The sequence below is a fragment of the Alkalimonas amylolytica genome (assembly GCF_900107845.1).
Taxonomy (GTDB): domain Bacteria; phylum Pseudomonadota; class Gammaproteobacteria; order Enterobacterales; family Alteromonadaceae; genus Alkalimonas; species Alkalimonas amylolytica.
The window spans coordinates 517981-532583 of the sequence record NZ_FNRM01000001.1; the positions used below are offsets into that span (position 1 = coordinate 517981).

13 protein-coding genes are annotated in these 14603 nt (G+C 54.1%); 10 read left to right on the top strand and 3 right to left on the bottom strand.

The window, feature by feature from the left end:
• Positions 1-63: 63 nt before the first annotated feature.
• From priA to BLW37_RS02345, 8 genes are all read left to right on the top strand, one after another.
• Complete coding sequence (priA, locus tag BLW37_RS02310) at positions 64-2238, top strand: primosomal protein N' (RefSeq protein ID WP_091338808.1); 2175 nt, start codon at positions 64-66, stop codon at positions 2236-2238.
• 206 nt (positions 2239-2444) lie between these two features.
• Complete coding sequence (pyp, locus tag BLW37_RS02315; protein WP_091338811.1) at positions 2445-2828, top strand: photoactive yellow protein; 384 nt, start codon at positions 2445-2447, stop codon at positions 2826-2828.
• Positions 2829-2916: 88 nt separating this feature from the next.
• Positions 2917-4047, top strand: coding sequence for an AMP-binding protein (locus tag BLW37_RS02320; RefSeq protein WP_091338814.1), 1131 nt, complete (start codon positions 2917-2919; stop codon positions 4045-4047).
• Between the two features lie 22 nt (positions 4048-4069).
• Positions 4070-5641 (top strand): HAL/PAL/TAL family ammonia-lyase, encoded by a 1572-nt coding sequence (locus BLW37_RS02325; RefSeq protein WP_091338816.1) that lies wholly within the window; start codon positions 4070-4072, stop codon positions 5639-5641.
• Between the two features lie 141 nt (positions 5642-5782).
• A complete protein-coding gene (locus BLW37_RS02330; protein ID WP_091338819.1) occupies positions 5783-6310 on the top strand; it encodes an SPOR domain-containing protein in 528 nt (175 codons plus the stop codon).
• A 79-nt stretch (positions 6311-6389) separates the two neighbouring features.
• A complete protein-coding gene (gene hslV, locus BLW37_RS02335; RefSeq protein ID WP_091338822.1) occupies positions 6390-6908 on the top strand; it encodes an ATP-dependent protease subunit HslV in 519 nt (172 codons plus the stop codon).
• A 12-nt stretch (positions 6909-6920) separates the two neighbouring features.
• Positions 6921-8249 (top strand): ATP-dependent protease ATPase subunit HslU, encoded by a 1329-nt coding sequence (gene hslU, locus BLW37_RS02340; RefSeq protein WP_091338825.1) that lies wholly within the window; start codon positions 6921-6923, stop codon positions 8247-8249.
• A 2-nt stretch (positions 8250-8251) separates the two neighbouring features.
• Positions 8252-8659 (top strand): gamma-butyrobetaine hydroxylase family protein, encoded by a 408-nt coding sequence (locus tag BLW37_RS02345; protein ID WP_091338827.1) that lies wholly within the window; start codon positions 8252-8254, stop codon positions 8657-8659.
• Between the two features lie 12 nt (positions 8660-8671).
• Here the strand turns inward: BLW37_RS02345 and BLW37_RS02350 are convergent, their stop codons facing one another.
• On the bottom strand, positions 8672-9400 hold the full coding sequence (locus BLW37_RS02350; protein WP_091338830.1) for a substrate-binding periplasmic protein: 729 nt from the start codon (positions 9398-9400) through the stop codon (positions 8672-8674).
• A 59-nt stretch (positions 9401-9459) separates the two neighbouring features.
• Positions 9460-11334 carry a methyl-accepting chemotaxis protein gene (locus tag BLW37_RS18690; RefSeq protein WP_091338834.1) on the bottom strand — a complete coding sequence of 625 codons (1875 nt, stop codon included), beginning with the start codon at positions 11332-11334 and terminating at the stop codon, positions 9460-9462.
• A gap of 197 nt (positions 11335-11531) precedes the next feature.
• Here BLW37_RS18690 and rraA point away from each other — a divergent pair, with 197 nt between their 5' ends.
• Both rraA and BLW37_RS02365 read left to right on the top strand, forming a co-directional pair.
• Positions 11532-12017, top strand: a complete 486-nt coding sequence (gene rraA, locus BLW37_RS02360) for a ribonuclease E activity regulator RraA (RefSeq protein WP_091338839.1) — start codon at positions 11532-11534, stop codon at positions 12015-12017.
• 3 nt (positions 12018-12020) lie between these two features.
• Complete coding sequence (locus BLW37_RS02365) at positions 12021-13100, top strand: formimidoylglutamase (protein ID WP_091338843.1); 1080 nt, start codon at positions 12021-12023, stop codon at positions 13098-13100.
• Here BLW37_RS02365 and BLW37_RS02370 read toward each other — a convergent pair.
• Entirely contained in the window at positions 13048-14583 is a 1536-nt protein-coding gene (locus BLW37_RS02370) for a putative bifunctional diguanylate cyclase/phosphodiesterase (RefSeq protein WP_091338846.1), read from the bottom strand. The genes BLW37_RS02365 and BLW37_RS02370 overlap by 53 nt on opposite strands.
• Between the last annotated feature and the right edge of the window lie 20 nt (positions 14584-14603).

A 14603-nucleotide genomic window follows, 5' to 3' on the forward strand; every position in this document is an offset into this window, starting at 1 on the left:
GATACACTAACCCTATGTTCCAGACTGTGGTGACCACACCACGATAAACGAGTACCCACACCAGTGTCTGTGATCCGGATAGCTCTGCCCGTACCCTTGCGCCAGTCCTTTGATTACTTGCTGCCTGCAGGGATTGAGGTGCAGGTTGGCTGCCGTGTCCGGGTGCCCTTTGGCAAACGCGCGCTGGTAGGGATTGTCTGGCAACTGCAACCGGCCGATGCTTTTGCCGAGGATGCGTTAAAACCTATTATTGAGCCACTGGACGCTGCGCCCGTGCTGTCGGAACATCTTTGTCAGTTGCTGTCCTTTGCTGCCGATTACTACCACCATCCACTGGGGGAAGTGCTGATCTCCGCCATCCCGGCTTTGCTGCGGGAGGGTAAACCGCTTCCCACTGGTCAGTCGCTCAGCTACCAGCTCACCCAGGCAGGTGAAACGACCGCAGAGGCAGATTTAAAACGTGCGCCTAAGCAGTTGGCGCTGTGGCAGCAACTGCAACAAGGGGCCTTAGCCGCTGATAGCATCACATCCGAACAACGACCGGCGCTGCGAGCGCTGCTACAAAAGCAGTTGGTCACAGCCATCGAAGTACCTTTTGCCCCCTACCCGGCATTAACGGCTGCCAGTGCCGGTTTAAAGCTGACCACCGATCAGGCACTGGCGGTCAGTGCCATCGTCCAGGCGCAAGGCCGTTTTCAGCCATTTTTGCTGGAAGGTATTACCGGCTCAGGTAAAACCGAAGTGTATTTGCAGAGCATCGCGCCTTTGCTGGCTCAGGGCCAGCAGGTGCTGGTGCTAGTACCAGAGATAGGCTTAACCCCGCAAACGCTGGCGCGTTTTGCCGATCGTTTTGCTGTGCCGGTGCTGAGCTGGCATTCCGGCTTAACCGATACCGAACGCCTGGGGTGCTGGCAGCAAGCAGCCACCGGTAGTGCTGCTATTGTGATTGGCACCCGCTCGGCACTGTTTTTACGCTTTGCCAGGCTTGGCCTGATCGTGGTGGATGAAGAACATGATGCCTCGCTGAAACAGCAAGATGGCTTTCGCTACCATGCCCGCGATCTGGCCATCAAACGGGCCGCACTGGAGCAGTGTCCGGTTGTCCTTGGCTCAGCAACTCCCAGCCTGGAAAGCCTGCACAATGCACTGCAAGGCCGCTTTCAGCTGCTAACTCTCAGTAGCCGGGCCAGTGGTCAGCAATTGCCGACCCTGGAGCTTATTAATTTGCAGCAACAGCCAGTGCAATTTGGCTTGGCCAATACCACCATCCAGCAAATAAAACACACCTTGCAGCAAGGCTTTCAGGTGATGCTGTTTTTAAACCGGCGCGGTTTTGCCCCGGCACTGTCCTGTCAGGAATGCGGCTGGGTGGCGGATTGCCAGCGCTGCGATGCCAGCATGACCTGGCATAAAAGCGATCGCCAGCTCAATTGCCATCATTGTGGCAGTAGCCGGCCAGTGCCGAGGCAGTGCGGCCATTGCGGCAGTACCCGGCTAGTGCCGCTCGGTCAGGGTACCGAGCAATTGGAAGCGCAGTTGCAACCGATGTTCCCGGATTACCCCGTGGTACGACTGGATCGGGACAGCACCAGGCGTAAAGGCAGCCTGGCCGAGGCATTGCACCAGATCACCCAGGGCGGGCCCCAGTTGATTGTTGGCACCCAGATGCTGGCCAAAGGCCACCATTTCCCGCAAGTGACTTTGGTGGTGATTGTCGATGTGGATGGCGCCCTCTTTAGCAGCGACTTTAGGGCCCCGGAGCAGCTGGCACAGCTGATCACCCAGGTTGCCGGCCGCGCAGGCCGTGCCCGGCATGCCGGCAAAGTGTTGCTGCAAAGCCGTTACCCGGATCACGGCATGCTGCAGGATATCCTCCACAACGGCTACGACTCCTTTGCCCGGCTGGCACTGACCGAACGTCAACAAACCTTACTGCCCCCCTATCAGTTCCTGGCGCTGTTTCGTGCCGAATCGCATCAGGATGAACTGCCCAGGCAATGGCTGCAGCAACTGGTTGAGCTGGTGCAAACCGAAGCTCCTGAAGTACAACTGCTGGGCCCGATACGAGCACCATTGGAGCGTAAAGCGGGTAAGTACCGCTGGCAGTTGCATTGCTACAGCGCCAGCCGCTCAGGCCTGCACCAGCTACTAAATCAGCTGATTGCCGCCAGCCAAAGCTGGCCACTGACCCGCAAACTGCGCTGGCAACTGGATGTGGATCCGGTTGATCTGTCTTAATCCCTGCTCTGTATAATCTCGCGCTCAGCAAGCAGCATCCGGCTAGTACGGATACGTTGAAACGCAAGCCGGCAAGGTGAAGTCATTTGCTATGCTTATGTTTAGCTGATAGCTTAAATTTTGCGTACTCCTATTTTGTAGACGCTTTTAGTGCGCTGCTCGTAAGCTAGTCTCAATGGGCATCACCAACAGATAAGGTACTTACTATGACATTAGAAACAATTCGTTTCGGCGGCGACGATATCGAAAATTCACTGGCAAAGATGGATGACCAGAGCCTTGATAAGCTGGCCTTCGGTGCCATCCAACTCGATGGTAGTGGTAAAATCATTCAATACAATGCGGCAGAGGGAAGCATTACTGGCCGCGACCCTAAAAGTGTGATTGGTAAAAACTTTTTTACCAGTGTGGCCCCCTGCACCCAAAGCAAAGAGTTTCAGGGCCGTTTTAAAGAGGGGGTGCAAAACGGCAATCTGAACACCATGTTTGAATACGTTTTTGATTACCAGATGAAGCCCACCAAAGTAAAAGTCCATATGAAAAAAGCTATTTCTGGCGACAGCTACTGGATTTTTGTCAAACGGTTGTAATGCCATGTCAGGGCGGCTCATCAGCCTGAAACGCTGAGCAGCCCTGCTCACACCATCCAGCCTTATACTTCCGATGTAGGATCTGAAGATGCCACACTGGCTTACAGTCACAGACTGCAGAGCTGTTTTGCTCGACCTGGTGCGAGCAGAGCTTAGCGCTTACCGCGGTTCAACCATCCCCGATGGACAAAAGCCGCCAGAGCTGGACTCGTTGGAGCGGTTGCATCTTGCCGGCTGCGTTAACGAGTTTTTCCGTTTGCATGAAACCGGTGCGGAAGATCGATTGCTCATGACCAACAGCCTGGATGAATGGGCCACTTTGGTAGCAGCAGCCATTAGCACCACCTCGGGGCTTACTTTCAGAACCTCGGGCAGCACGGGCTCTCCTACCTCTCACCTTCATAGTTGGCAACACATTGAAGCTGAAGCCGCTGCATTGGCCGAGTGTCTGGCAGCAAAGCGGCCCATCCAGCGCGTGGTATCCTGGCTGCCGCTGCATCACCTCTACGGTTTTATGGTGGCGGTGGCATTGCCAGCCTGTGCCGGCATCCCCCGCAACTATGGCAGCAACCAGGCTTTGCCTGAGCTCAGAAGCGGTGATCTGCTGGTGACGGTTCCACCGCGCTGGGACTTTTTGGCTCGCTCGGGTAAAACCTGGCCGGCCCAGGTGCTTGGTGTCAGCTCCACCGGCCCCTTAGCAGATACCACAGTGGCCAGCTTGCTGCAGCATGATTTGACCGGTTTGCTTGATATTTACGGCAGCACAGAAACGGGCGGTATCGCCACCCGCTGGTGGCCCGAATCAAGCTATCAACTGCTCGCCCACTGGCAGCGCCTTGACAGCCAACATATCAAACGCAGGGGTGACACCAGCGGCACACCACTGATGGATCAGCTGCACTGGCTAAGTGAATGCACTTTTCAGCTGCATGGCCGTTTGGATGATGTCATCAGCATAGGAGGTATCAATGTCAGCCCGACCCGGGTTGCTGAGCGTTTACGCGCCTTAAGCAGCGTGCAGGAATGTGCCGTTCGCCCCACAGGTCCTGATGCACAACGACGTTTGAAAGCCTTTGTGGTACCTGCTGTCGATCCAGCAATAGCTGAGCAAGATATCGCCAACACGATCGCACTCTGGCCAGCGGCAGAGCGCCCAATAAACATCACTTATGGTGACGTCATTCCAACCAATGCCATCGGCAAGCGTACCGACTGGTAGCCGTTGCCAGGGGAAAAATGCTATGCAAGATGAGCAGTTCACACTTGAAGCCGTTGAGGCCATTGCCCTTGGCCGCCAGACCTTAGTATTGTCTGAAGCACAACAACAGGCAGTGTCCGCAGCACACCAATTCCTTCTGAATGCCATCGCCGGGCGCCAGCGTATTTATGGTGTCACCACCGGTTATGGCCCCTTAGCAACCACAGAGGTGGATCCCAGGCAATCGGCCCTGTTACAACAAAACCTGGTGTACCATCTCTGCAGTGGTGTTGGTGAACCGCTGGCTCGTCCGCATGTCCGCGCCATGATGGTCGCCCGCATTGCCAGCCTGGCACTCGGTCACTCGGGAGCCAACCCTGCCTTGCTTCAGCGCATGCAAGCCTGGCTAGCGGCGGATGTCGTGCCTGAGATACCGTCGCAAGGCACCGTAGGTGCCAGCGGCGATTTAACTCCACTGGCACATTTGGCCCGGGCACTCAGTGGCGGCGGCCGTGTCAGTATCCAAGGCGGCCCCTGGGTGGACAGTGCTGCGGCACATCAGCAGCTGGGTTGGCAGCCACTGGTATTGCATGGCAAAGATGCCATTGCCTTGGTCAATGGCACCTCAGTGACAGCTGGCATCGCGGCTTTAAACGCCACCGCGGCTGAGCGAGCCGTGAAGCTGAGCACCTTGCTGGTGTTGCTTTACTCAGAGCTGCTGGCAGGTCATCGCGAAGCCTTTCATCCAGCCATTGGTAAAGTAAGACCCCACCCTGGTCAACAGCAACTGCACCGCTGGCTCTGGTCACTATCGGCCAGCAGTCAGGCGTTAACACCCTGGCAAGCTGCCCCTGAACGACTGGCGGAAATGCCAGAGGATATCGCGCAGAACCGGCCACTGCTGCAGGATGCCTATACCTTACGCTGTGCGCCACAAGCGTTAGGAGCCGTGCTGGACGTAGTCTGTCAGCATGCCAGCACTGTACGCATTGAACTGGGCTCCGTCACAGATAACCCACTGCTACTGGCCGATGATCAGCTGGTGCTGCATGGTGGCAACTTTTTTGGCCAACACCTGGCCTTTGCCAGTGACCACCTGAACAATGCCCTGCTCCAAATGGCGCTTTACAGCGAACGACGCATTGCACGTATTACTGATCCGCTGAAGAATAAAGGTTTACCTGCCTTTATGCAGCCACAGGATACCGGTTTACACAGTGGTTTCATGGGGGCTCAGGTCTGCGCTACCTCCTTGGTCGCTGAGCTACGTAGCCAGGCCATGCCTGCCTCCATTCAATCGATCCCAACCAACGCCGATAACCAGGATATAGTGCCATTAGGTACCATAGCGGCGCGGCGTGCCAGCAGCAGCTTAACCCAGCTCTATCAGATCCTGGCCATTGAAGCCTTAATTCTGGTGCAGGGCGCCGAGTTAAAAAACAGCGAATCGCTTAGCCACGCCTCGCAAGCCTTGCGCCACTGGATCCGCAACCTTGCGGCACCGCTGCAACAAGATCGCCCACTGGCCGAAGACATTGCCAAGGTTGCCGCATCCCTTGCCGACCCGGATCAAGTGAAGCCTTTGATGGCTTTATTGGATATAGCCACTCCATAAAGCCGCACTATCCTTCAGACAAAGGCTCGAGTTAGCCCATGAAGTAGCTCCGACCGACCGGTTCTGCGGATGCTGATTGCACTGCTGTCCCCTAAACCGCTAGAATAGCCATTGATTTGATGTTGGAGTACCAGGCCCGCCATGCCAAGACGTGATTATGTGAAAACCGCCCGCCCACAAGCCAAACCTCGTAAAAAAGCGCCGGTCAAAGCGCCTTTTCCCTGGCTGCTGCTGTCGGTCACGGCTGGGCTGGTGCTTGTCTTTGGCTGGTTTCTCTGGACCATTAACCAACAGGAGCCGGTGACTAGCACACAGCAACCACCTGCAGTAGTAAAAGACGAATTACCCGAGCGTCCAACTGAAGAGCCCTACCAATACATCCGTGAGCTGGAAAACCGCGAGGTGGTGGTGGAAGTGCGTGAGCTGGAGTCGCGCGGACCATTTCAGATGCAGTGCGCTTCCTTTCGCAGCGAACAACAAGCCGATGCGATGCGGGCACAGATTGCTTTTGCTGGTTTTTCTTCCAATATCCGCCGCACCGAAGGCAGCAATGGTGTCTGGTATCGAGTGGTGCTGGGCCCTTACGACAGCCGCCGCCAGGCCGAAGCAGATCGTAACCGGCTGCGTCGCAATGGCATCAACAGCTGTCAGATTTGGAACTGGAACTGATAGCAGACCAGCTTCCCCCTTGAAAAGCACTGACTGAGCCCTCAGATAGCTTTCATCTGAAATGCCATAAGGGCTCACCATGACTACCATAGTTTCTGTCCGCCGCAATGGCCAGGTCGCGCTAGGCGGCGATGGCCAGGTTTCGCTTGGCAATACCGTAATGAAAGGCAATGCCCGCAAGGTGCGTCGCCTCTACCACGACAAGGTGCTGGCTGGTTTTGCCGGTGGCACCGCTGATGCTTTTACTCTGTTTGAACGCTTTGAAGCCAAACTGGAAATGCATCAGGGTCACTTGATGCGCTCAGCGGTTGAGCTGGCCAAAGACTGGCGCACCGATCGTATGCTAAGACGCTTAGAGGCTTTGCTGGCAGTAGCCGATGCCAACACCTCGCTGATCATCACTGGCAACGGCGATGTGATCCAACCCGAACATGATTTGATTGCCATTGGCAGTGGCGGCCCTTTTGCCCAGGCTGCCGCCACTGCCTTGCTGGAAAATACCGAATTAGCTGCCAAAGATATTGTTGAAAAAAGTCTGACCATCGCCGGCAATATTTGCGTATTTACCAACCAGCATCACACCATTGAACAGTTATAAGCAGGTTACCTTATGTCCGATATGACACCCAGAGAAATTGTGCACGAGCTGGATCGGCACATCATCGGCCAGCATCAGGCCAAACGCGCTGTCGCCATTGCCCTGCGTAACCGCTGGCGTCGCATGCAGTTACCTGAAGCGTTGCGCCAGGAAGTGACGCCGAAAAATATTCTGATGATAGGCCCGACCGGTGTTGGTAAAACCGAGATTGCCCGTCGTTTGGCAAAACTGGCCAATGCCCCCTTTATCAAGGTTGAGGCCACCAAATTTACCGAAGTAGGTTATGTTGGTAAAGATGTGGAAAGCATTATCCGTGATCTGGCTGACAGTGCAGTGAAAATGCTGCGCGAGCAGGAAATTGCCAAAAACCAGTACCGGGCCGAAGAAGCCGCTGAAGAGCGTATTTTGGATGCGCTTTTACCAAGAGCACGCGATAACTGGCAAGATGACCAGCCAACCGAAAACAGCAATACCCGCCAGGTGTTTCGTAAAAAGTTGCGCGAAGGCCAATTGGACGACAAAGAAATCGACATCGACATCGCTCAGCAGCAAATCGGCATTGAAATTATGACGCCTCCTGGCATGGAAGAGATGACCTCGCAGCTGCAAAGCATGTTTCAGAATCTGGGCAGTGAGCGCAAGAAAAAGCGCAAGCTAAAAATCAAAGATGCCTTTAAATTGCTGGTTGAAGAAGAGGCCAGCCGCTTGGTAAACCCTGAAGAACTGAAGCTGCAAGCCATTGAGCTGGTTGAGCAAAATGGCATTGTCTTTTTGGATGAAGTGGACAAAATCTGCAAACGGGAAAACACCGGTGGGCCGGATGTATCCCGCGAAGGCGTGCAGCGTGATTTACTGCCGCTCATTGAAGGCTGTACCGTCAACACCAAGCACGGCATGATCAAAACCGATCATATTCTGTTTATCGCCTCAGGCGCTTTTCAGATGAGCAAGCCATCGGATCTGGTGCCAGAGCTGCAAGGCCGCTTGCCAATCCGGGTGGAGTTATCCGCGCTAACAGCCGACGATTTTGAGCGGGTTTTAACTGAACCCAAGGCCTCACTGACCGAGCAAAGCATTGCTATGCTGGCCACCGAAGGGGTAAAGCTGGAGTTTACCAAAGATGGTATCCGCAAGCTAGCCGATGCGGCTTTTCATGTCAATGAAAAAACAGAAAACATCGGTGCCCGTCGTCTTTATACCGTGATGGAGCGTTTGCTGGATGAAATCTCCTTTGAAGCGGCTGATCATGCCGGTCAGAGCGTGCTGGTAGACGCAGCCTATGTCGACAAACATCTGGATGCGCTGGTGCAAGATGAAGATCTAAGTCGTTTTATTCTGTAACCATGACCAACACCGCCCTCGTGCGCAAGCTACATTATCACAAGCGTAGCAAGCAGTTGGAGCTGCACTTTGCCGATGGCAGCAGTACCAGCCTTGCGGCCGAATTTTTACGGGTGCATTCCCCTTCGGCCGAAGTGCAGGGCCACGGCAATCCGGTGTTGGTGGTTGGCAAGCAACAGGTAGGCATTGAGCGACTTGAGCCAAGTGGCCATTACGGCGTGCGGATTTGCTTTGACGATGGCCATCAAAGCGGTATCTACCGCTGGCCCTACCTGCAGCATCTTGCCAACCATCACACTGAGCTGTGGCAGCAGTATCAGCAACGACTGACAACCGCTAAAGCGCAGCAAGAAAACGTCCCCATTCGATTTATTGATGCGGCAAACAGCAGCAAAGGCCATTCAAACTAACTTGGCGGGCCATCAGTCTGGTGGTCCAGCTTCTAGCTCTTGCCTATCACCGTACAACCGTTGCCAGGCCTGCTGCAGACGCTCAGCCACTGCAGTGCTGGTGGTTTTGCTGGCAGCCAGATAAGCGTCCGAGCGGGAGCCTGGAACAGGCAGCAACACCTGTACAGCGTCACTGGTTAACTGATAGGGCTCTAATAGCTCTGGCAACAGATGGGGGTTCTCAACCACCGCATCAACCCGGCCATTCATTAACAACTGCAAGGCTTCATCGGTACTGGCAGTATAGAACACATCCAACTGCCCGAAATGGGGTAAATCCGGTAATAGTGGTACAGCCGCATGATTGCGAGGCAACGCCAGGGATAAGCGCTGCTGTTGCGACAAGCTGTGACGCAAAGACACCAACTGACCGCTTTTTACCAAAACAGCCAACTCAAAACTGGCGATACGGCCAATCCATTGAAACTCTGATTCCCGTTCCCTGGTGCGTGCTATCGCATAGATCAATACATTGGGTTCAGACCGGGCCAGTTGATACGCTCTGGCCCAAGGGTAGATAGCAAACTCAGCCTCTACACCCGCCTCGGTCAACAATCGGCGCACCCAGTCGGTATTGCTGCCAGATACAACCCCCTCCTCCAGAGTCTGATAAGGGCTCATCGGGGTTGTCACCGCTTTTAACGGCTCGGCCTGACACCAGCCAAACAATCCCACAGCAAAAGCCACTAACAATAGCCGCATCTCATCGTCCCTAATTCAGTGCATGCCTTGACTATAGAGCTGTCCCTAAAAATGTCAACTCAGGCTTTAAAGCGATCCACCGTCTGATGCAGGCGGGCGGCTTGCATCGCCACTTCTTCACTGATTTCAGCATTGTGCTGCGCATGCTGATAGGACTGCACCGAAATATCACGGATTTTTACCACATTCTGGTTCACCTCGGCGGCCACCTGGCTCTGCTCTTCAATGGCTGCCGCTATCTGGGTGGTCATATCCATGATGCCACTAACATCCTCGGTAATTTGCTGCAATAGCTGCCGCGCTTGCTGCGCCTGCTCGGCACTGGACAGCCCCTGCTCACGACAGTGCAACATCACCTGCACAATGTCCTGAGTTCGGCCTTGCAGGCCACCAATGATCTGCTCAATTTGCCGGGTTGATTCCTGGGTGCGCATGGCCAGATTCCGCACCTCATCCGCCACCACAGCAAAACCACGGCCCTGCTCTCCTGCCCGGGCCGCTTCAATAGCGGCATTAAGCGCCAGTAAATTGGTTTGCTCAGCAATACCTCGGATCACATCCAGTACCGAACCAATGGTCTGGCTGTCTTGCTCCAGCGCCTCGACCACTTGCGTCGCATCCTGCAGCTCTGCTGATAAGCGCTGAATACCGGCGACGGTTTTTTCCACTTCCTGCTGACCATGCTGGGCATTGTCGTTGGTGCTACTGGCTCGGCTGGCTGTGCTTTCGGTATTCCCGGCAATCTCATTGATAGTCGCGCCCATTTCGGTGACTGCGGTCGCCACCATATCGCTTTCCTGCTGTTGCAGCTGCATGCCGTCGCTGGTTTCATTGGTGGACTTGGCCAGTTGCTGAGTGGCAGTATCCAGCATTTCCAGTGCCTGATTAACGTTGTTGATTAAGTCTTGAAAGTCGCCAATCATGCCATTCACATCGGTGGCCAGCAGGGTCATTTCATCATTGCCCTCAACCTGAATACGCTGACGAAAATCATTGTCACGCCGGATCAGACCTACCGTCTGACAAACCGCCAGGATCGGCTGCAAAATACTGCGACTGGTCAAAAACACCAGGCTGAGTACCACCAAAAGTACCAGCACAAAAAAGCTCAGAGCCAACCACTGGGTACGAGCCACAGCTGCGGCAATCGCCTGGCCGGTACCATCGGATAATTGCTGCAAACTTTGCTCGGTGGCATGAATGGCGCGGCGCATCTCACCCTGCAACCCTGAGTTTTGATCAAGCCCAGCCTGCTGATACGCCGATACCAGGTTGGAAAACGCCTGCTGATACGCCGCTAACAATTGCTGTACTTGCTGGCGGCTAGCCGCATCGACAATGCCAGTCTGTATGGCGCGTTGCAGGCTTTGAGCATCCTGACCAAAGCGCTGGTAATAATCGGCATCTCGGCGCAATAAAAAATCTTTCTCGTGCCGGCGTAATTGCAGTAACTGCGCCATCAGGCGATCATCTGAACGTTGCTGGATAATGCTTTCAATGTGCTGTGCTGCCTGGCGTAATTCACCTTGCAAGCCCTCAGAAGGGGTTAACCCCATCAACTGATATTGTCGCACCAGAGCAGCAAAGCTTTGCTGGTACCGTTCCGTCAATTGGCTGAACTCCTGCAGTGGGCCTCGATCAATGCCATGCCGCTGTAGGCTTGCATCCAGAGTGTTGGTCAATTGCTGCATGCCACTGTAGTGTTGCTGCATCCGCTCCAGATAACGAGCCTCATACCGAAGCAAAAAGTCTTTTTCATGGCGGCGAAACATCAACACATCGGTATTCAATCGCTGCACACCCTCCTGCGCCTCTGCCAGGCTAGTCAACTGACTGCTTTGATAAAACAACAGCCACAACATCACCAACATTGCCAGCACCAAAGCTATGCCATTCGCCATCAAGCGCTGTTTAATACTAAATTGTCGAAACATAATCTCTCCAGTCAGAGCACTCCTGAGTTCATGAACAAGAATAGTGAGTAATTTCTAATGCTGCGCGTAAATCAAAGAAAAAATTGATGCACTACGAAGATTCTGCAGATAAAGGACAAACTGTCGGATAAGCGCTTGAGCTGTCACACAGGCCAGTTATACTATGGGTTACCCGCGCTGTTCATCCGGAGCCACCCATGGAATACAATACCTCTGAATTATCCGATCTCTACGCCGACTCAATCGATGTAGTCGAGCCCATCTTCAGCAACTACGGCGGCCGTCGCTCTTTTGGGGGCCAGGTTCGGACCGTCAAGTGCTTTGAAGACAATGGCCTGATTCGTCAGGTGCTGGCTGAGCCAGGTATTGGCAAGGTGCTGCTGATCGATGGCGGTGGCTCGACCCGTCGGGCTTTACTGGATGCTGAACTAATTTCACTGGCCAACAGCCAGGGCTGGGAAGGGATTGTTTGTTATGGCTGTGTGCGGGATGTTGATGCGCTGGAAGACTTTGATGTCGGTATTCAGGCCATCAATGCCATCCCGGTAGGTGCTGATGATAAAGGTTTTGGTGAGCTGGATGTACCAGTCAACTTTGCCGGTGTTACCTTTTTACCCGACGATCATCTCTATGCCGATAATACCGGCATTATTTTATCGCCCGACCCACTGGATATTGAATAAATCATGGCACTGCTGCGCTACCAGGCCGAACGGCTCCAGGCCTGGTTCAATACCCGCCCAAAGGAGCAACGGCAGGGCCAGCATTTGCTGCTGCTGGATACATCACTGCCGCTCACCGAGGCATTGCAACAAGCCCGGCAGCAGGGCGCCCGCTTTGCTCTGCTAGGGATACCGGAAGATATTGGCCCCAGAGCGAATCTGGGCCAGGGGGGAGCCAACTTAGGCTGGCAAGCTTTTTTGCAATGCTGGCTGAGTCTGCAAGCCAATCAATTTACCGACACAGCAGGCCCAATTCTGCTGGCCGGTGAAGTGGACTGCGGCGATTTGCAGCAACAAAGTCAGACGCTGGATAGCAGTATACCAGAACAGCTGCAACAATTACGGCAGCTCTGCGCCGAGCTGGATGTGCGGGTAGAACAAGCCATCCAGCCCTTGTTTGCCGCTGGTTTTGATGTGATGGTGATTGGTGGCGGCCACAACAATGCCTACCCCATCATCAAAGCGCTGGCCAAACACACCGCTATGCCTGTCAACTGCGCCAATCTGGACCCTCATGCCGACTTCCGGGCACTGGAAGGACGTCATAGTGGCAACGGCTTTAGCTACGCCAAAGCAGAGCAATTACTGGGTCAGTATTTTGTGCTTGGTCTGCACGAATTAAAGAATAACAGAGACAGCCTCACTGCACTGCAGCAAGCAGGCGCTGAGTTTATCAGCTTGCAAAAGTTAAGTCCCAGGCTAGAACTTTCCTTTGCCGAGGCTTTGGATCAATGCGTTGATTTTGTCGCCAATGCGGAAGGGGCTATTGGTATTGAGCTTGATACCGACAGCATTGCACTGATGCCGGTTAGCGCTTTCACCAGCAGTGGATTGTCAGTGCAAGCAGCCGAGCAATACGTCTACCAACTGGCCCAGCTGCCTCGCTGCCGCTATCTCCACCTGGCAGAAGCTGCACCGGTTCGGCATCCAGCTGGGCAAGCTGCTGGTATGCAGCATGCCGGGCAGGTGCTGGCTAGCTTGAGCTACGCCTTTATTCAGGCGAGAGCTGCGCTGCCGGACCAGACGATTGCTGCCACTGTCTAAGCCAGGGCTGTATGCCTGCCAATTCAAAGGGCCGGGAGTAATAAAACCCCTGCCCCCTGGTACACCCCATGCGCAATAACTTCTGCTCCACCAGCTCTTCTTCAATGCCTTCGGCCACCACACCTAAGCCAAGATTTCGGGCGATATCGATAATGGCTCCGGCAATGGCGACATGGGTATCGCTTTTATGCAAATCATTGATAAAGCTGCAATCAATTTTAACGTGGCTAATGGGTAGCTGGCGCAGATAGAACAATGAAGAAAAACCGGTGCCAAAATCATCCAGCGCCAGCTCAACCCCTAGATTTTTCAGGCGCTGCAACATAGTAATGGCCTGCACAGGATCATCGGTTAAAGCCCGTTCAGTCAGCTCCAATACCAGATTAGCAGGCTTCACCTCATGCTCGTGCAACAACGTGTGCAGATAATCCACCAGCTCATCCTGCAGTAGATCTTTACTGGATAGATTGACCGCGAGCTTCATGGTCGGAAAATCGGCTTTTAACGCAGCCAGGCTGGCAATGGCATGTTGCAGCACCCATTCGGTCAGCGAGTAGATCACCCCCAGCTCTTCAGCTGTTTCAAGGAAATCCTCCGGCGCTAACAAACCCAGACGAGGGTGTTGCCAACGAACCAGCACTTCAAATGCCAGCAGTCGGCGTTGCTTCAACTCGATCTGAGGCTGTACATAAAGCATCAGTTGATTCTGTTCAATGCCCTGACGCAACTCAGCCATTAAACGTAGCTTGCCATCCGTGTAGCTGAGTAAAGAGGGATCAAAGACTGCATTATCTGGCGCTTGCCAGCGATGATGTTGCAGCGCCAGATACGCTCGATCCAACAATTCATTTAACTGACTGCCGTGCTCGGGTAAGCAGGCGATACCACTCACCAAATGATAACTCATGGCGCTGCTTTGCAGCATCAGCGGCTCTGTTACCGACTGCTCCACCTGTTTGGCCACTTGCTCAGCCAGATAGGGTTTGGCCGTAACATCCGCCCAGGCGACAAAATCAACGCCACCCAGATGACACAACCGAATGGCTTTTTGCTCACGCCATTCCAGGCACAGTAAAGCCTCGTGCTGATGCAGCTGCTCATTGATGCGATGCGCCAGCTGCATCAGCAACAAATTACTGTTCTGATAGCCCAACGCTTCGTTAATTTGCTCAAACTGAGTGACTTTAAACAGCAGTAACGCAAAACGTTTGCCGTCTGATTGTTGCAACAACGGCTTTAATTGTCGGCGCAACAGTTCCTTATTTGGATAACCACTGATTTCATCATGCAGCAAGGAATGCTCTGGCGCGGTCGCCGGTTGTTGCCGACGCAGTTGTTGCTGCAGCACCCGGATCCGCCATAACAGCAACAGGATCACAACAACCAGTGCCAGGGGCCACCACAATAACCAGGCCGGTATAGTCGCTGTTTCGGCGATTGTCGGCAAAGGGCTTACCAGCAAGCAGGCAGTTAAAACGCGCATTTTTTACAACTCAGTAGCAT